We start from the raw sequence: 17,915 nt of genomic DNA on the forward strand, positions 1-17,915 counted from the left end.
TTTTTATTTAATTGTGTCACCATTTACAAAATGGTACTTTACTTAACTGCGAGTTGTAATATTTACTCTCTCCTGTTACCTCTTTACCTAACCAATCTGGTTTTTTAAAGGCTTCTTGTTCTGAATTCAACTCTACCTCAGCAACAATTAAACCTTTGTTTTTTCCGGAAAATACATCAACTTCAAACGTATGATTATCCGCTTTGATTTCAAAACGCACTTTCTCAATCTTTCCTTTTTTACAAAGTTTTAACAGTGATTCTGCTTCAGGTTTTAAGATTTCTTTTTCCCATTCAAAACGTGAAAGTCCATTTTTAGAAGATTCTCCTTTTATCGTTAGATAGCCTTTATTTCCCTTCAATCTAACACGAACAGTTCTTTTTTTATCTGTACTTAAAAAGCCCTGTACAATTTTAGTTTGTTTAAATGCTTCATCCTTAAAAGCATCAGATCGTACTAAAAATTTACGTTCTATTTCTATCATATATGTAGCGTTCATTATTTTCCATAGCCCTTTAAAGTAGACAAAAGGCAATTAATGCCTAAATTTACATTATGCTAAACGATTTACCAATAAGAAAGATTATTCATGTGGATATGGATGCATTTTACGCGTCTGTTGAGCAAATGGATAATCCAGAGCTTAGAGGTAAACCTTTAGCTGTTGGAGGCAGCGGAACACGTGGCGTTGTAAGTGCTGCAAGTTACGAAGCTCGCAAATATGGTGTGCGAAGTGCAATTAGTGGTGTAAAAGCAAGACGTTTATGTCCTGAACTATTATTTGTACCTCCACGATTCGATCGTTATAAAGATATTTCTAAAAAAATTCGTAGTATTTTTCTTGATTATACCGATTTAGTTGAACCTTTATCTCTAGATGAAGCGTATTTAGATGTTACAGAAAACAAAAAAGGAAATCCTAGTGCTTCTCTTATTGCTGAAGAAATTAGAACACGCATTTTTAATGAGGTTGGCATAACAGCATCTGCAGGTATTTCGGTTAATAAATTTGTTGCGAAAATAGCGAGTGATTACAATAAACCTAACGGGCAGAAAACAGTAAATCCTGAAGAAGTTCTCGAGTTTTTAGAGCAACTAGACATCAGGAAATTTCATGGGATTGGTAAAGTTACTGCTGAAAAGATGTATCAAAAAGGTGTTTTTACAGGACTAGATTTAAAGTCTAAACCTTTAGAGTTCTTAGAGAAATACTTTGGAAAATCTGGTAAATACTATTACTACATTGTAAGAGGACTAAATAATAGTGAAGTTAAACCGAATCGTATTCGAAAAAGTTTGGCTGCAGAACGTACTTTTAGTAAAAACTTATCTTCTGAAATTTTTATGTTTGAAAAACTAAAGCACATTGCCGAAGAGGTTTCTAAGCGTTCAAACAAAAGTAACGTTGCAGGTAAAACAATAACACTTAAAATAAAATATAGCGATTTCACCTTACAAACACGTAGTAAAACTTTGCCTTATTTTATTAGTGACAAAGACATAATTCTAGAAACGGCTAAAGATTTATTGTATCAAGAAAAGATGAATAACTCGGTTCGACTTTTAGGAATTTCACTATCCAATCTAAATACAGAAAAAAAAGCTAAAAAGGTCGAAAAAAAGACTGTCTGCGTGCAGTTGAAGTTTGGGTTTTAATTATTTGAGTTTTTAATAAAAAAAGCCGAATGCAGTTTAACGATTGGTAAAAAGCATTAAAACGGCTGCTTCTCAGAGAGATTAACTAATCACCAAAATACCACACTAATCATCATCATCATATAAAACAAAAAACCAGCTACAACATTGTAACTGGTTTTAATTTATAATCACTAGCTTTCGTCTGCGTTAGCGATTGAACGGTCTGTTTGAGCTCCTTGCAGAGAGCGAGTATTGAAAGCGCGACCTTAAGGTTGCGCTCAAAAAATTATATTTCCGTAATCCTCAACGTATTTACCATTCCTTTTTCTTGAATTGGCATCGCCGCTAAGCTTACTAACATGTCGCCTTTTACTAAATAACCCATTTCTTGAGCCATTTTGTTTACGTCTTCTATGGTTTCGTCTGTGCTTACAAATTTATCGTAAAAGAAGGCCTTAACTCCCCAAAGTAAGTTTAATTGCGTTAAAATACGCCTGTTAGATGTAAATACTAAAATATGTGATTTTGGTCTCCATGCCGAAATTTGAAACGCTGTGTATCCACTATTTGTTAGCGTAGAGATGCCTTTGGCATCAATCTCATTCGCCATATTAGCTGCGTGGAAACAGATAGATTTTGTTATGTAACGCTTTGTTCTAATTGTAGGTGGCTCGTGTGGTACTTTAATTAAATCGCTATCCTCAACACTACGAATAATGCTTGACATTTGCTTAATAACTTCTATTGGGTATTTACCAACACTTGTTTCACCAGATAACATTACGGCATCTGCACCATCCATTACGGAATTTGCAACATCGTTAACTTCGGCACGCGTTGGTGTAAGGCTATCGATCATAGTCTCCATCATTTGTGTGGCGATAATTACAGGTATTCTTGCTTTTTTAGCACGTAGTACTAATTGCTTTTGTACTAATGGCACTTCTTCTGCTGGAATTTCTACTCCTAAATCACCACGTGCAACCATTAAACCATCGCAATAGGCAACAATTTTATCGATATTTGCTACACCTTCGGGTTTTTCTATTTTTGCAATAATTGGAATTTTATGATCACTATGCTCCTTTATTAGCTCTTGTAATATCATTAAATCTTCGGCATGACGCACAAATGATAAGGCTAACCAATCGACTTTTAATTCGCAAGCGAATTTTGCATCTTCAATATCTTTTTCTGTTAAAGCTGGCTGTGAAATATTTGTATTTGGAAGGTTTACTCCCTTTTTAGAACGTAATGGTCCTCCTTGAATTACTTTGGCCTTAACTTCAGATTTTTTATCTGTAGAAACAACTTCAAAAATTAGTTTTCCATCGTCCAAAAGAATGCGTTCCCCTTTTTTGGCATCTTGAGGAAACCGGTCATAGGTCATATAAACACGTTCTTTTGTGCCTTCAAATCGTTCTCCTGTGGCGAAAATAATTTCGTCTCCTGGTTTTACAAAAACCTCCCCTTTCATTACACCAACGCGTAATTTAGGACCTTGTAAATCTGCAAGAATAGAAGCGTTATAACCAAATTCTTCGTTAAGTTCACGAATCATTTGTACACGTTCTTTAACATCTTCGTAGTCTGCATGAGAAAAGTTAATTCTAAATACATTAGCACCTGCGTCTAACATCCCTTTTAAAACTTTTTTAGTGCTTGTTGCAGGACCTAAAGTCGCTACTATTTTAGTCTTTTTTATTTTTAACATTAGTTAAATATTAGTTGATCTTTAGATTTTAAGTTTTTAGAAGCAATACTGTAAGCTGTAATAACTTGGTCTATTTTAAGTATTTTTTCTAGAATGAGCTTTTCTTTTTTAGTTGGACACTCATTATTAATCTTTAACAGATAATTTGCTTTACTAAACTCAGGCACCAAATGATGCGTTTTAGTTACTGATCGATTAAAACTAAATAGTGAATCTAAATTATTATCCGTTTGGCTTGTAACTACTTTACAAGTATTAGACACTAAATTCCAAGTTTTAAATTGTGTGTCGTCTTCCCATTCGAAAATAGAAAAAGCCGTTTTGTTATTGTTATTATCTATATCATTTTCTTGTCTCACTAACTTTAATTCTAAAGTTTTATTAAGTAGATAAGCTAAACGATAATCTTCAATTGTACAATGAATACCAATAAGCGAGAAGTTTTCTTCTTCTAAAAAATCATCTAAAACGAGTTTTTTAATTGCCATATTAATACTGATTTTACGTCGACAGAATTGTAAATATAGTCTATAAAATGGTTCGAAGTGCCTTATTTTAGTCAATCTTAACAAGATACCATTACGAAAACGTTGTAGTTTTGGTGGGTTTTGTTATTAAGCTAAAAAAAAGGTGTTAATTATAAAAAAGCCTTTGAAATTTGATTTTGAAAAACAAAAATGCTCTTTTTGAAGCTTTTTCTTCTGCTTTCTTTTTTGAAGTGGCTCTACCTTTTGATACAATTTTATCATCGATAGATAGTTTTACAGAAAAATGACGAATATTATCATTACCAGTATCTTCGTAAACATTATAATCGAAAGTCTTTTTTTCTTTTTGGCACCATTCAATTAATAAAGATTTATAACTAATCACTTTTCCTTCAAGTTGTTCTATATCTACAAAAGGAGTAATAACACGTTTATAAATAAATTTCTCGCAAGCTTTATAGCCACCATCTAAGTAAATTGCTCCTACTAAAGATTCGAAAAGATTACCATGAATATTATCACCAAATTGACCTTTGGGGATTTTACTTTGTACAAGATTTATAAGTTTTAAATCACGGCCAAGTTCGTTTAAATGCTCTCTACTTACAATTTTAGAACGCATTTTAGTTAAATAGCCTTCGTCTCCACTTGGTACTTCAATATATAAGTGATTTGCTATTACTGCACTTAGCATAGCATCGCCTAAAAACTCCAACCGTTCATAATTTACAGTATTGCCTTTGCTATTTTTTATATTCATAGAACGATGTGTAAACGCTGTATTAAAGTGTTTAATCGTTTTTGGCTTGTAACCTATAATTTGTGAAATTGTGACAAAGAATTCTCCTTTTTCTTCTTTAGATTTTAAGAATATGTTTCGAATTCTTTTCATTAAAAGGTTTAATCTAACTTTTTAAATAATACACAAGCATTATGTCCGCCAAAACCAAAGGTATTACTCATTGCGACTTTTATCTCGCGCTTTTGAGGCTGGTTAAGCGTTAAGTTTAGATTAGGATCTATATTCTCGTCAATGGTTGAATGATTAATTGTTGGAGGCACAATACTATGTTCCATTGCTAATATTGATGCAATAGACTCAATAGCACCAGCAGCACCCAATAAGTGACCAGTCATTGACTTTGTAGAATTAATATTGATGTTTTTAGCATGCGCGCCAAAAACCTCAGAAATTGCTTTAAGCTCGGCAACATCACCAAGTGATGTAGATGTACCGTGTGTGTTTATATGATCGACATCTTCAGGTTTTAATCCAGCGTTTTCAAGGCAATTTCTCATAACTGCAATTACGCCTATTCCTTCGGGATGTGGAGCTGTCATATGGTAAGCGTCGCTAGACATTCCTCCACCAACTACTTCCGCATAAATTTTTGCACCTCTTGCTTTTGCGTGTTCATATTCTTCAAGAATAATTGCTCCAGCACCTTCACCTAAAACAAAACCATCTCTAGTTCCATCAAAAGGCCTTGAGGCTGTTTCTGGGCTTTCATTTCTTGTTGATAATGCGTGCATGGCATTAAACCCGCCCATTCCTGCAATGGTTACAGCGGCTTCACTTCCACCTGTAACAATAACATCGCAATGTCCTAAACGAATATAATTTAAAGCATCTATCATCGCGTTAGCAGATGATGCGCAAGCAGATACAGTTGTATAATTAGGTCCCATAAATCCATTTTTAATAGATATGTTTCCTGGTGCAATATCTGCAATCATTTTTGGGATAAAGAATGGATTAAATCTTGGTGTACCATCTCCTTCTGCAAAATTTAGCATTTCGATCTGGAATGTTTCCAAGCCTCCAATTCCTGCTCCCCAAATAACACCAACACGTAATTTATTGATGGTATCTAAATTTAGGTTCGAGTCCGCAATAGCCTCATCAGATGCGACCATTGCGTACTGCGTGAACCTGTCCATTTTTCGCGCCTCTTTTCTATCTAGAAAATCGGTTGCGACAAAGTTTTTTAACTCACAAGCGAATTTTGTTTTAAACTTTTCAGTATCAAAATAGGTTATAGGCGCGGCACCACTTTTGCCACTAATTAAGGCTTCCCAAAATTCATCTTTGGTATTACCAATTGGTGTAAGTGCTCCTAGACCTGTAACTACAACTCGCTTAAGTTCCATAAATATTAGTGCTTATTTTGCAGCTTCAATATATGATACAGCTTGACCTACTGTTGCAATGTTTTCTGCTTGATCGTCTGGAATTTGGATATCGAATTCTTTTTCGAATTCCATAATTAATTCAACAGTGTCTAATGAATCTGCTCCTAGGTCATTCGTGAAGCTAGCTTCAGTTACAACTTCGTTTTCATCAACACCCAATTTGTCTACAATTATCGCTTTTACTCTTGATGCAATGTCTGACATAATTTTTAATTTTTTAGTTTTAATTAAGAGGCAAAAATAAAAAACTTTATTTTAAAACTCATCTTTCTATTAGAAAAGACTTCGAAAGTTAATAATTTATTTCGAGGAATTTGAGTTTTAGCCCGTAATTGTTAATAATTATTCTTTTTTTTGTTTGAAGATTTAACATTGAATACTAGAAAATGAAACGTGTAGTAATTTTTGCGTCCGGAAGCGGAACTAATGCTGAAAATTTAATAAGGTTTTTCCAAAATAGCGACAATGCGTCTGTTATTCAGGTATTAACTAACAATCCGCGTGCCAAAGTATTGGATCGCTGTAAAAAACTAAAAACGAGCGCCTTATCATTCAATAAAATAGCGTTTACTGAGACAGAAGATGTGCTAAATATCTTAAAATGTGCTAATCCAGACCTCATTGTTCTTGCAGGTTTTCTTTGGAAATTCCCTGAGAATATTCTCAATCATTTTCCTAATAAGGTCATAAATGTGCATCCTGCTTTGCTCCCAAAATTTGGTGGAAAAGGCATGTATGGAATGCATGTGCATAATGCAGTGGTTCATGAAAAAGAAATTGAAACTGGCATAACAATTCACTACGTAAATGAACATTATGACGAAGGAGCGATCATTTTTCAAGGAAAATGTAAGGTTTTAGCTACGGACTCTGCCGAAGATGTGGCAGATAAAATTCATAAATTGGAGATGGAGCATTTTCCTAAGATTGTTGAAAAACTATTATCATGACAGAAATTATTGACCTAAGTCAAGAAATATATGAAGGTATGCCTGTTTACAAAGATCTACCGCAAGTAAAAATGTCTATACATAATACACATGAAGAATGGAATGGTGACTTGGATTCTAAAACAAAAACACCAGCAGTACATAAACTTGAATTAGGGGAACACACAGGAACACATGTAGACGCTATCAACCACATGGCTATACAATATAAAGGAAAATCAATAGATACCATGCCTTTAAGTATGTTCTATACCGAAGGAATCTGTCTTGATTTTTCTAATAAAGATTTCCAAGAACTAATAGATGTTGACGATATTATTGAAGCTTGCAAAAATCAAAACTTATCTGTAGAAGAAAAAGATACAGTATTACTATATACAAACCATTACAAAAATGCCTTTGGAACAGTTAATTGGAGCAAAGGCCCAGGAATTACAATTGATGCTGCAAAATGGTTGGGACATAAGAAAATTTCAGCTTTTGGAGTAGAAACCATGTCTCCTGGAGTTCCAGGGATCTCTAATAAAGAAGTACACCATATTTGTGGAGAGCTTGGTTTTACACATTACGAGAATATGATTAATTTGCATCAATTAATTGGTCGTGGAAGGTTTCGCTTTATAGCTTTTCCTTTGAAAATAAAAGGAGGAACAGGTTCTCCTGTTCGTGCTGTTGCAATTTTCGAATAGCTTAGAGAATACTTTAAAATGAGTAAAAAGAAAAAAAATACTATACCGTTTGGCAAGGTCATCATAAAGGTGTCTTTGAATCTTGGAACGATTGTAAAGCGCAAATAAAAGATTATGAAGGTGCGCAATATAAATCGTTTACAACCTTTGATGCTGCAAAAACTGCTTTAAATGGAAACTATTTCGATTATATAGGTAAGAATAAAAGCTTTAAAAGTGAATTATCTAGTGAGCAACTTAAAAAAATTGGGAAACCAAATTATAATTCAATTTCGGTAGATGCTGCTTCAAGTGGAAATCCTGGGATTATGGAATATCGTGGTGTCGATACTAAATCTAAAAAACAACTTTTTAAACAAGGTCCTTTTGCTGAAGGCACAAATAATATTGGTGAGTTTCTAGCTTTAGTTCATGGTTTAAGCTTTTTAAAAAAGCATGAAAGCGAACGTATTCTTTATACAGACTCTAGAACTGCTATGAGTTGGGTGCGTAAAAAAAAATGCAATTCTAAATTAGTACGTAATGCAAAAAACAAACCTGTTTACGATTTGGTAGAACGCGCAGTAACTTGGTTAAAGGAAAATGAATACAAAACAACCATTGTAAAATGGGAAACGAAAGCTTGGGGAGAAATACCTGCAGATTTTGGGAGGAAATAATTAACAGTCTAACCAGTTTTTAAAAGCTTTTGCGCGTTCCCTGCTTACAATAATTTCAGCCTCATCATCATTTTTTAATTCAATTTTAAATCGGCTGTTAGTATAAGCTGACACATTCTTGATTGGCTATTTCAAGAAAATATTGATACTCCCAACCTAATTTAAGCCTTCAAGTTGTTCTAATACAACATCAAAAGAATTGTTTGAGGGTCTCAAAAATTCAGAATTAACATACTTTCCTAATGGATCAATTAATATAAATCTTGGTATCCCAGATAGGTTAAAATCTTTACCAAAACCTTTTATATTCTTAACTCTTAGCTTCTGTACGATACTGTTTTTTCCTTTAACAGCAATCTTCCAAGCGTTTTCATCTTGATCAACGCTTATTGATACAAATTTTATAGATTTCCCTTTGTATTTAGATGCCTTACTTTCAAAATATGGCGCTTCCTGTTTACATGGACCACACCATGATGCCCAAACATCTATTAAAAGATAGCTACCTGCGTAATCACTTAAATTAAAATCTTCGTTTTTTATGTTATAAGCCAAAAAATTAGAAGCGTAAATTCCCGCACTAAATTTATTTAAGACCTCGTTACGTTTTACAACTAGAGCCTTATAATCTTCATTATTTATAGTATTTGCATAGCGCGTTATTAAGGAATCTCTTTCTTTAGTGTTTCCAACTTGCTCTATTACTTTCTTTAATTGAAAAAACAATATTGAGTTTTTAAATTGACTTTCTGGCAATTTTTCAATAGCATCAAAAAACTTTGTATTATCATCTAAATCCCTCTGGTCGTCTTCAATTAGCGTTTGTGATACTAAATTAAAATAGTTTGTATCTGTTAGTAAACTGTTGTCGGTTAAAGAAATACTATTTTCTAGTTCCATAATATGTTTAGTTTTTTCAAAGGGTACATTAGGAAATAAAACTTTCCGTTTTTTTGTATAACTATACCATCTTTGTAAATGTTTTGCTGAAAGTTTTTTCCTGTTTAGTGCTACAAAATCTTCTCTTGGTACTATATTATCGACAGACCTTAATAAATACATCTCAGACAATTCTTTCTGCCAATCTTTATAAATGCTTTTCATAAAAAATTGTGAATCTTCTATTCTACTATTATTTTGTAAATAATAAGAAATTGCAGTAAAGCTTCTATTCCCTTTTGGTTTAATATTTTCTGCAATACGTGTTCCTTTAACCGTAAAACTGCTTGGTCTATTAAAAACCTTAATGTTAAGATTAACACTATCGTTGTGTCCTAAAGTAACAGAAGCTAAAGCACCTCTATCTGAAAAGATTACATAATCTCCTAAACTTAGATTTTTATTTATAATAGTTTTAAAAACACCATTATTAATATTGATTTTCGCTACTGTATCTTTTGTAAAGCTTTCTAATAAAAAAGCTTCATTAATTTCAATATTTGATTCTAGTGTACCAGTAATTATAGTTTTACTATGCGAAGACAGTACATTTGGTTTTAAAACATAAACGAAAAAAACTACTAAAAGTGTTACTACACCCAAACCTTTAAATAGGTTTTTTTTAGAATTAAAAAAAGCATTACTAAAGCCTTTAAAATTGTACCAATTGTAACCTACAAACAAAAATAAGAATGCATAAATTAGGCTTAACCAATCCGAATAAGTAAACAGATTTCCAAAATCGCTGCCATAGGGATATTCTTGGATTAAATTCAAAAAGTAATACGGATACCAATTCAAAACAATGCCTTGTTCTTTTAAAAATAGTGGCAAAAGCAAACAAAAAAACCCAACAACCAATGGCCAAATAAAGCTTTTTATAATCACAGAAAATGCATATTGAAACCCAGAGATACATATTCCTACTATAAATAATCTCAACCCGATTTTAGTAACAAATAAAAATGGTAATTCGGTATTAATATATGCTGCTGGCTGATGAATTATAACAAACAGCCAACCTGAGATAATCGTAACTAAAAGAAAAGTAAGTATTGTAAGCGCATTAGACAGTAATAAAATAAAATACTTAGAAAAGTAAATAGAAAGCTTACTAACTGGCATGGTCTCCATAAACTCCCATCCTTTATTCTTGTGATCTATTTGGGTTATTCTACTTGCACTTATAACAATAACTAGAGGAAAGAAAAACAAAGCAAAGGGCAACAATAGCAACTTAAACAACTCTTCGTAGTAGTTAACGGCTAAACCTAATATTTGATTGTCAGATTCATCATAAGCAATTAACTTAATAACAAACATGAACAATGGAATAAAACTACCGATTACCAAGCTCAAATAGAAAATTCCAGAGCGCTTCTTTTTTATAAATTCTGTTAGTATTACCTTCTTAAAATCTTTAAACATGTCAGCGAGTTTTGAATTTATTTAGTTAACGACAAGAACTTATCCTCTAATTTATCTTCAATTTTCAGCTCATATAAAGGAATATTTTGATGTATTAAAAACTTGGACAATTCTGGCACCATTTCTCTGTCTTTTAACTGGACTATAAAATGTTCATCGTCTATTATAGCTATTGTTTTATTAAATTTTTTAAGAGTATTTTCATAGGTTTTTACATTTTTAGAAAAAACTCTTACACTACAACTTTCAGCTTTTTTGGATAGATTTTCCATCGTACCTTCATATTGTAATTGTCCTTTATGAATAATACCTATATGAGTACACATTTTTTCAATCTCACTTAATAAATGGCTAGAAATAAAAATTGTAATCCCTTTTTCTTTATTCAATTTAATTAACAATTTTCGTATGTATGTTATTCCCGAAGGGTCTAAACCGTTTACTGGCTCGTCTAGCAATAATAACTCTGGATCACCTAATAGAGTCATTGCTATTGCCAAACGCTGCTTCATACCTAAAGAAAATTGTTTTACCTTTTGATTGCCGTTTTCTAACAAACCAACCAGCTCTAATACCTCAGAAATTTTACTCTCTGCAACCTCTTTTAGTTTTGCTATACAGCGTAAGTTATCTATGGCGCTTAAATGCAAATAAAGATTAGGAGACTCTACTAAAGAACCTATTTTAGAAAATACGTAAGGAACTTGTTTAAATAATGATTCCCCAAATACATCAATTACACCTTGACTATTAACTAAAGTACTGGTTAATAGCTGCATAGTTGTTGATTTCCCAGCGCCCTTAGGTCCTAAAAACCCATAAATAGAACCTTTGGGCACGTTAATATTTAAATTGTCTAATGCTTTTTTATGTTTTGAATAACTATAGGTTAAATTTTTGGTTTGTATTATATACTCCATATAAACTATTTGTTTATTAAATTATTTCTCCTGTAAACTTTTAATTTTCGGACTAATTAATCTAAAGTATTGTATTAACATGGTGCTTTGAGCGTTTTTTTAAAAAAAATTATTAATTTAAGTAACAAACCAAACTTTAAAATCTCTAGATCGTTCCCTGCTTAAAATAATTTCAGCCTCATCATCATTTTTTAATTCAATTTTAAATCGGCTGTTAGAATAAGATATTACATTTACGATTGCTTCTCTATTAATAATAAATTTTCTATTAGCTTTAAAAAATTGTTTTGGATTTAATTTAGCTTCTAAATTTGAAAGCGAGTCATTTGTAATATAATTACTGCTTTCGCTTCTTAAAAATGTCGCATTATCTTCGCTATAAAAACAATCTATAGTATCGGTTTTTATTATTTTAATCCGTTTTCCTATTCGTACTGCAAACTCTGTTTTGTAAACCTGAATATTTTCATTTTCAATAACTTCTTTTAATTCAATTAACTCCTTTTCGCTTTTATAAAAGGTATTCGCTTTTTGAATTGCTTTTTCTAATTCATTATTATTGATTGGCTTTAATAGGTAAGACACACTATTATAATCGAAAGCCTTAATACTGTATTCACTAAACGCAGTTGTAAACACAATTGGACTAGTAATTTTTACCTCCTTAAAAATTTCAAAACATAAACCATCTGCTAAATGGATATCTAGAAACAACAAATTTGGATGATCGTTCTTTTGAAACCATCTTATTGCTGATTTCACTGAAACCAAACTAGCTACAACCTCGTAATTAAAAGCATTTAGCATGCGCTGCAGCCGTCGGCTAGAAGCTAATTCATCTTCAATAAGTACTACTTTCATTATGCTTCTGGTTTTAATAATGGTAATTTTATTGTGAATAGATTATCGTCTTTATTAATAATAACCTTTTCATCTGTAAAATAAGTGTATCTATTTTTTATGTTCTCTAATCCTGTTGGATTTTTTGTTTCAGTAGGTAATTTTGGAAGTAATGTATTAGAAATTACGAGAAAATCCTTTTCTATTGACATTGCTATAACAATTGGGTTTTCTACACTTAGTTCGTTATGTTTTACTACATTTTCAAACACTTGTTGTAATGTCATTGGTAAAATATAAAAAGCTCCAGTTTCTTCGAGATCATTATTGAATAGTAAAGCATCTTCGAAACGCACTTTTAATAACGCTAGATACTTATTAGCAAAAGAGATTTCGTCTTTTAAAGTCACCAAGTCTTGAGTTTCTTGCTCCAAAAAATAGCGATAAACTTTAGATAAGTCTTCAGAAAACTGCACTGCTTTTTCTTGATTCTCTTCTATCAAACCTGTTAAAACGCTAATGTTATTAAAAAGAAAATGCGGACTTATTTGTGATTTTAACTGTTGGTATTTTAAGGATGCTTCTACTCCTATTTGCTTTAAGTTTATTTTTTCTTGTTTGTTGATTAGGTAGATGAAATAAGTGTGAATCGCTACAGTTAAAATCAAGGCAAAAGGCATACAAAGTGCCAGAGAGAATAGAAAAGCTGTTTTGAAAAATTCAAATCCCATAAATGCAATTGGAAATAAAATCAGATTAACAAAATAAACCATCATTATCGCTATTATTTTTTTGGATTTAAAAAAATCTCTATAGATATAAAAAAATGATAAGCATGTAATTATGGAGGTTATCAAACGATATATTAGTTCTCTTTTCAATTGTCCCTCTGCATAAGTAAATGGATTATTTGAAATTAAAGGAATACCAATAAGTATAAATATTGTTATAATAATAATAATAATTAGTGCTATTAAGGAATTAATATTTAGCTTTTTAATTTTTTTTGATTTAGTTTTAATCTTAGTTATATAAATAATTATTGTAATAAATAGAAAAAGAAAAATAGAAAATAAAGCATTATTTAAAGCAAGTCTTGATATTCCATTATATGAAGTTTTAGCATAAGGTATCATGCTAAAATGTATTATAACATAAACAGCTACAAAAGAAATTAATGCAGGAATTATAAAATGTTCTATTCCTTTAAAACCTTTTTTAAAAACATCTTTTTTATAAAACAGTATAGACAAGAAAGTTGGAACAAAAAAGAGCGCAATTGTCATTCTAGACATTCTCTTAAAGTCTGTAATTGTTGAATCTAAGCCTGAATTATTAACAGCCGCCAAAAACCCAAAACCATTAATTACAACAGTTACAATCAACGCATAAACAAAAGCCTTTTTTAATTTTCTCATATCAAATTTTATTAATTTAAAGCAAACCTCTACCATTTAAAGCCTCAAAAAAAATAAAGAATAGTGAACCGTTCTTTTTTATAAGTGAATTCCTAATATCTATAAATTTATTTGAAAATGAATTCCATTTTATTCCGAAAGGAAATTAAAAAACAGCGACTAAAAAACCTATATTTGCACTTTAATTTAAGAACGTTTAGATGAGTAAATTAGTAATAGTTGGTACCGTAGCTTTTGATGCTATTGAAACACCATTTGGTAAAACCGATAAAATTCTTGGTGGAGCAGCAACCTATATAGGTTTATCTGCTTCAAATTTTGATAACGTAGATTCTGCTGCAGTATCTGTTGTAGGAGGCGATTTTCCGCAGGAATATTTAGATCTATTAAAAGATAGGAACGTAAATATTGAAGGGATAGAAATTGTTAAAGACGGCAAGACCTTCTTTTGGAGTGGAAAATACCATAACGATATGAATTCTCGAGATACTTTAGCCACAGAGTTAAATGTATTAGAGCATTTTAGTCCTGTAGTACCAGAGGCTTATAAGGATGCAGAAATTGTAATGCTTGGAAATTTACATCCAATGGTGCAACAAGGTGTATTAGATCAAATGTCTAAAAAACCAAAGTTAGCCATTTTAGATACTATGAATTTCTGGATGGACATTGCTCTAGATGATTTGCTTTCTGTAATTAAAAACGTAGATGTTATTACCATTAATGATGAAGAAGCAAGACAATTAACAGGAGAGTATTCTCTGGTCGTTGCTGCTAGAAAAATTCATGAAATGGGACCAAAATATGTGGTCATTAAAAAAGGAGAACATGGTGCTTTATTGTTTCATGATAACAACATGTTCTATGCACCTGCTTTACCTTTAGAAGAAGTTTTCGATCCAACAGGAGCTGGAGATACTTTTGCTGGTGGCTTTGCTGGTTACCTTGCAAAAACAGGCGATGTTTCTTTTGAAAACATGAAAAACGCTGTAATATACGGAAGTACATTAGCTTCTTTTTGTGTCGAAAAATTTGGCACAGAGCGCATGCTAACACTTACAGACGAAGAAGTCCATAAACGCTTACAGCAATTTAAAGACTTAACGCAATTCGAAATTGAATTAACATAAAAAAAACGCGCTCCAAATTAGAGCGCGTTTTTTATTTAGTATATATATTTAACTCACAACACAACAACAATGAGTGATGCTTTAAAACACGAGTGCGGAATTGCACACATTAGACTTTTAAAACCATTAGAATTCTACAAAGAAAAATACGGTAGTGCTTTTTACGGAGTAAACAAAATGTATTTATTAATGGAAAAACAGCACAATCGTGGACAAGATGGTGCTGGTTTTGCAAGTATAAAATTAGACACAAAACCTGGAGAACGTTATATAAGTAGAGTGCGTTCTATTGCTCAACAGCCAATTCAAGATATTTTTGCGCAAATTAATGAGCGTATTAATACTGAATTAGAAGCACATCCAGAGTATAACGATAATGTTGCTTTACAAAAACAACACATACCTTACATTGGCGAAGTGCTTTTAGGTCATGTACGTTATGGTACTTTTGGAAAAAATAGTGTAGAAAGTGTACATCCTTTTTTACGTCAAAATAACTGGCAACATAGAAACGTAATTCTTGCTGGTAATTTTAACATGACTAATGTTAAAGAACTATTTAGTAGTTTGATTGATCTTGGCCAGCACCCAAAAGAATATACAGATACGATTACTATTATGGAAAAAATAGGTCATTTTCTTGATGATGCTGTTAGTAAAATCTATAAAAAATTAAAGAAAGAAGGGTATAAAAAGAGCGAATGTTCTCCACTAATTGCAGAACGCTTAAATGTGGCAAAAATACTTAGAAGAGCTGCAAAAAATTGGGATGGTGGCTATGCAATGGCTGGAATGCTAGGTCATGGGGATTCTTTTGTATTAAGAGATCCATCAGGAATTCGTCCAGCTTATTATTATAAGGACGACGAGGTTGTAGTTGTAGCTTCAGAAAGACCAGTAATACAAACAGTTTTTAATGTTGAGTTCGATGATGTAAAAGAATTAGATCCTGGACATGCTATTATTACTAAAAAATCTGGTGAAGTTTCTATTGAACAAATTCTAGAACCTTTAGAACGTAAAGCTTGTTCTTTTGAACGTGTTTATTTTTCTCGTGGTAGTGATGCAGAAATATACCAAGAACGAAAAATGCTTGGAAGATTATTAATGCCAGAAGTTTTAAAAGCTATTGGGCATGATACTGCAAATTCTGTATTCTCCTATATTCCAAATACAGCAGAAACGTCATTTTATGGAATGATTGAAACGGTAGAAGAACATCTAAACGAACGTAAAACACAGGCCATTTTATCTGGTGGTGGGAAATTGTCTAAAGAAAAAGTAGTAGAAATTTTAAAGGAGCGACCGCGTATTGAAAAAATAGCAATTAAAGATGTTAAGCTTAGAACTTTTATTACTGAAGATAGTAGTCGAGACGATTTAGTAGCTCATGTTTACGATGTTACTTATGGTGTAATTAAACCAACAGACAACTTAGTTATTATAGACGATAGTATTGTTAGAGGAACAACTTTAAAAAAGAGTATTATTAAAATGATGGACAGACTACATCCTAAAAAAATAGTAGTTGTTTCTTCTGCACCACAAATTCGTTTTCCAGATTGCTATGGTATCGATATGGCAAATTTAGAAACACTTGTTGCCTTTAATGCTGCTTTAGAGCTGTTAAAAGACAATAACAAATACGATTTAGTAGAAACTGTTTACCATAAATGTAAAGCTCAAGTAAGCTTAGCCGACAAAGATGTGAAGAATTTTGTAAATGAAATTTACGATCAATTTACTCCTGAAGAAATTTCAGCCAAAATATCGCAATTATTAAGTGATGATTCTGTAAATGCGGAAGTAGAAATCATTTTTCAAACTGTAGAGAATTTACATAAGGCTTGCCCTAAAAACTTAGGAGATTGGTATTTTACAGGAGATTACCCAACGGTAGGAGGAAATAGAGTAGTAAACAGAGCTTTTATTAATTTTTTCGAAGGCAATAAAGAGCGTGCTTATTAATTGATTTATAGGTAGTTGAATCGCTTTAACGGAATTTACTGCTTTTAATCTAAAAGATTTTCTAGATAAAAATATTTTACATACATTTAAATTACCATAACATAAGTAGGTTAAGTTCATGGTAAATTTGGGACAAAAAAGGTGAACGAAAGTTCATCTTTTTTATTTGTAAAAAATTGAAATTTTTATTCTTATAAAACCTTTTTCTGTTTTTAGATTAAAAAAAAAGAGCCAGTAAAATTTACTAGCTCTCTAAATATATTTATGAATGAAGATTATTTTGCTAAAGCATAACGTCTCTCTACTTCGTTCCAGTTAATAACATTAAAAAATGCATTAATATAATCTGGTCTTCTATTTTGGTAGTTTAAATAATAAGCATGTTCCCAAACATCTAAACCTAAAATTGGTGTTCCGCCACAAGTTACACCTGGCATTAATGGATTGTCTTGATTTGGTGTAGAACAAACTTCTACCTTTCCTCCTTTATGGACACATAACCAAGCCCAACCAGAACCAAATTGTGTTGCCGCAGCTTTACTAAAAGCATCTTTAAAAACATCAACAGAGCCATAAGCTGCCTCAATTGCATCTTTTAAATCTCCAGACAAACGTCCTTTACCTTCTGGATTCATTACGTCCCAGAATAAAGAATGGTTGTAAAATCCGCCACCATTATTTCTAACACCTTTATTATCCATATCAAGATTTGTTAATATATTTTCAATAGATTTCCCAGCTAAATCTGTGCCTTCTATTGCAGCATTTAATTTAGAGGTATATCCATTGTGGTGTTTAGAGTGGTGTATTTCCATTGTACGCGCGTCGATGTTTGGTTCTAAAGCATCGTATGCGTATTTTAATTTCGGTAATTCGAAAGCCATAATTTTTTATGTTTTTGGTTAATAATTCTTTGAGTGTAAATTTAACACTTTAACAAA

17 protein-coding genes and 1 pseudogene are annotated in these 17,915 nt (G+C 31.8%); 6 read left to right on the forward strand and 12 right to left on the reverse strand.

From position 1 onward, the window contains the following. Window positions 1–16: 16 nt before the first annotated feature. Window positions 17–484, reverse strand: coding sequence for a CYTH domain-containing protein (locus RH82_RS09605; RefSeq protein WP_034060568.1), 468 nt, complete (start codon window positions 482–484; stop codon window positions 17–19). Between the two features lie 71 nt (window positions 485–555). Here RH82_RS09605 and dinB point away from each other — a divergent pair, with 71 nt between their 5' ends. After that, the gene (gene dinB, locus RH82_RS09610) at window positions 556–1,656 is read left to right on the forward strand and encodes a DNA polymerase IV (protein ID WP_034060254.1); all 1,101 of its coding nucleotides are present in this window, start codon (window positions 556–558) and stop codon (window positions 1,654–1,656) included. Between the two features lie 268 nt (window positions 1,657–1,924). Here the strand turns inward: dinB and pyk are convergent, their stop codons facing one another. The 5 genes from pyk to RH82_RS09635 all read right to left on the reverse strand — a co-directional run bounded on the left by pyk (window position 1,925) and on the right by RH82_RS09635 (window position 6,237). After that, complete coding sequence (gene pyk / locus RH82_RS09615; RefSeq protein WP_034060255.1) at window positions 1,925–3,352, reverse strand: pyruvate kinase; 1,428 nt, start codon at window positions 3,350–3,352, stop codon at window positions 1,925–1,927. Beyond that, window positions 3,352–3,840, reverse strand: coding sequence for an IPExxxVDY family protein (locus RH82_RS09620; RefSeq protein WP_034060257.1), 489 nt, complete (start codon window positions 3,838–3,840; stop codon window positions 3,352–3,354). Before RH82_RS09620 ends, pyk begins: the two co-directional genes overlap by 1 nt. Before the next feature lie 145 nt (window positions 3,841–3,985). After that, window positions 3,986–4,732, reverse strand: coding sequence for a ribonuclease III (gene rnc / locus RH82_RS09625; RefSeq protein WP_034060259.1), 747 nt, complete (start codon window positions 4,730–4,732; stop codon window positions 3,986–3,988). 8 nt (window positions 4,733–4,740) lie between these two features. After that, a complete protein-coding gene (fabF, locus tag RH82_RS09630) occupies window positions 4,741–5,991 on the reverse strand; it encodes a beta-ketoacyl-ACP synthase II (RefSeq protein ID WP_034060261.1) in 1,251 nt (416 codons plus the stop codon). 12 nt (window positions 5,992–6,003) lie between these two features. Beyond that, window positions 6,004–6,237, reverse strand: a complete 234-nt coding sequence (locus RH82_RS09635; RefSeq protein ID WP_013869581.1) for an acyl carrier protein — start codon at window positions 6,235–6,237, stop codon at window positions 6,004–6,006. A 182-nt stretch (window positions 6,238–6,419) separates the two neighbouring features. Here RH82_RS09635 and purN point away from each other — a divergent pair, with 182 nt between their 5' ends. The 3 genes and pseudogenes from purN to RH82_RS09650 form a co-directional block, all read left to right on the forward strand. Continuing rightward, window positions 6,420–6,983, forward strand: a complete 564-nt coding sequence (purN, locus tag RH82_RS09640) for a phosphoribosylglycinamide formyltransferase (RefSeq protein ID WP_034060264.1) — start codon at window positions 6,420–6,422, stop codon at window positions 6,981–6,983. Next, window positions 6,980–7,672 (forward strand): cyclase family protein, encoded by a 693-nt coding sequence (locus tag RH82_RS09645; protein WP_034060267.1) that lies wholly within the window; start codon window positions 6,980–6,982, stop codon window positions 7,670–7,672. Before purN ends, RH82_RS09645 begins: the two co-directional genes overlap by 4 nt. Before the next feature lie 26 nt (window positions 7,673–7,698). Then, a pseudogene (locus RH82_RS09650) lies at window positions 7,699–8,331 on the forward strand (ribonuclease H1 domain-containing protein); the annotation flags it as partial. Here RH82_RS09650 and RH82_RS18400 read toward each other — a convergent pair. The 5 genes from RH82_RS18400 to RH82_RS17845 form a co-directional block, all read right to left on the reverse strand. After that, window positions 8,332–8,445, reverse strand: a complete 114-nt coding sequence (locus RH82_RS18400) for a hypothetical protein (RefSeq protein ID WP_241148035.1) — start codon at window positions 8,443–8,445, stop codon at window positions 8,332–8,334. 42 nt (window positions 8,446–8,487) lie between these two features. Then, window positions 8,488–10,698, reverse strand: coding sequence for a thioredoxin-like domain-containing protein (locus tag RH82_RS09655; RefSeq protein ID WP_034060269.1), 2,211 nt, complete (start codon window positions 10,696–10,698; stop codon window positions 8,488–8,490). Between the two features lie 17 nt (window positions 10,699–10,715). Further along, window positions 10,716–11,618, reverse strand: coding sequence for an ATP-binding cassette domain-containing protein (locus tag RH82_RS09660; RefSeq protein ID WP_034060271.1), 903 nt, complete (start codon window positions 11,616–11,618; stop codon window positions 10,716–10,718). A 117-nt stretch (window positions 11,619–11,735) separates the two neighbouring features. Beyond that, entirely contained in the window at window positions 11,736–12,479 is a 744-nt protein-coding gene (locus RH82_RS09665) for a LytR/AlgR family response regulator transcription factor (RefSeq protein WP_034060274.1), read from the reverse strand. Further along, on the reverse strand, window positions 12,479–13,876 hold the full coding sequence (locus RH82_RS17845) for a sensor histidine kinase (RefSeq protein ID WP_052158293.1): 1,398 nt from the start codon (window positions 13,874–13,876) through the stop codon (window positions 12,479–12,481). The genes RH82_RS09665 and RH82_RS17845 overlap by 1 nt, the downstream gene beginning before the upstream one ends. A gap of 200 nt (window positions 13,877–14,076) precedes the next feature. Here RH82_RS17845 and RH82_RS09675 point away from each other — a divergent pair, with 200 nt between their 5' ends. Together RH82_RS09675 and RH82_RS09680 are read left to right on the forward strand one after the other, a co-directional pair. Then, a complete protein-coding gene (locus RH82_RS09675) occupies window positions 14,077–15,006 on the forward strand; it encodes a PfkB family carbohydrate kinase (protein WP_034060277.1) in 930 nt (309 codons plus the stop codon). A 69-nt stretch (window positions 15,007–15,075) separates the two neighbouring features. Further along, window positions 15,076–16,974, forward strand: a complete 1,899-nt coding sequence (locus RH82_RS09680; protein ID WP_034060280.1) for an amidophosphoribosyltransferase — start codon at window positions 15,076–15,078, stop codon at window positions 16,972–16,974. Between the two features lie 275 nt (window positions 16,975–17,249). Here RH82_RS09680 and RH82_RS09685 read toward each other — a convergent pair whose 3' ends face one another. Beyond that, window positions 17,250–17,858 carry a superoxide dismutase gene (locus RH82_RS09685; protein WP_034060282.1) on the reverse strand — a complete coding sequence of 203 codons (609 nt, stop codon included), beginning with the start codon at window positions 17,856–17,858 and terminating at the stop codon, window positions 17,250–17,252. Window positions 17,859–17,915: the final 57 nt, after the last annotated feature.

Source organism: Lacinutrix jangbogonensis, from assembly GCF_000797445.1.
In the GTDB taxonomy this organism is placed as follows: domain Bacteria; phylum Bacteroidota; class Bacteroidia; order Flavobacteriales; family Flavobacteriaceae; genus Lacinutrix; species Lacinutrix jangbogonensis.

What these genes read in the sequence shown, in the direction of transcription:
- RH82_RS09620 (WP_034060257.1), bottom strand. Translation starts at nt 3,840, where the DNA reads ATGGCAATTAAAAAACTCGTTTTAGATGATTTTTTAGAAGAAGAAAAC.
- RH82_RS09635 (WP_013869581.1), bottom strand. Translation starts at nt 6,237, where the DNA reads ATGTCAGACATTGCATCAAGAGTAAAAGCGATAATTGTAGACAAATTG.
- rnc (WP_034060259.1), bottom strand. Translation starts at nt 4,732, where the DNA reads ATGAAAAGAATTCGAAACATATTCTTAAAATCTAAAGAAGAAAAAGGA.
- pyk (WP_034060255.1), bottom strand. Translation starts at nt 3,352, where the DNA reads ATGTTAAAAATAAAAAAGACTAAAATAGTAGCGACTTTAGGTCCTGCA.
- RH82_RS09645 (WP_034060267.1), top strand. Translation starts at nt 6,980, where the DNA reads ATGACAGAAATTATTGACCTAAGTCAAGAAATATATGAAGGTATGCCT.
- RH82_RS09685 (WP_034060282.1), bottom strand. Translation starts at nt 17,858, where the DNA reads ATGGCTTTCGAATTACCGAAATTAAAATACGCATACGATGCTTTAGAA.
- RH82_RS09655 (WP_034060269.1), bottom strand. Translation starts at nt 10,698, where the DNA reads ATGTTTAAAGATTTTAAGAAGGTAATACTAACAGAATTTATAAAAAAG.
- purN (WP_034060264.1), top strand. Translation starts at nt 6,420, where the DNA reads ATGAAACGTGTAGTAATTTTTGCGTCCGGAAGCGGAACTAATGCTGAA.
- dinB (WP_034060254.1), top strand. Translation starts at nt 556, where the DNA reads ATGCTAAACGATTTACCAATAAGAAAGATTATTCATGTGGATATGGAT.
- fabF (WP_034060261.1), bottom strand. Translation starts at nt 5,991, where the DNA reads ATGGAACTTAAGCGAGTTGTAGTTACAGGTCTAGGAGCACTTACACCA.
- RH82_RS17845 (WP_052158293.1), bottom strand. Translation starts at nt 13,876, where the DNA reads ATGAGAAAATTAAAAAAGGCTTTTGTTTATGCGTTGATTGTAACTGTT.
- RH82_RS09675 (WP_034060277.1), top strand. Translation starts at nt 14,077, where the DNA reads ATGAGTAAATTAGTAATAGTTGGTACCGTAGCTTTTGATGCTATTGAA.
- RH82_RS09605 (WP_034060568.1), bottom strand. Translation starts at nt 484, where the DNA reads ATGATAGAAATAGAACGTAAATTTTTAGTACGATCTGATGCTTTTAAG.
- RH82_RS09660 (WP_034060271.1), bottom strand. Translation starts at nt 11,618, where the DNA reads ATGGAGTATATAATACAAACCAAAAATTTAACCTATAGTTATTCAAAA.
- RH82_RS09665 (WP_034060274.1), bottom strand. Translation starts at nt 12,479, where the DNA reads ATGAAAGTAGTACTTATTGAAGATGAATTAGCTTCTAGCCGACGGCTG.
- RH82_RS09680 (WP_034060280.1), top strand. Translation starts at nt 15,076, where the DNA reads ATGAGTGATGCTTTAAAACACGAGTGCGGAATTGCACACATTAGACTT.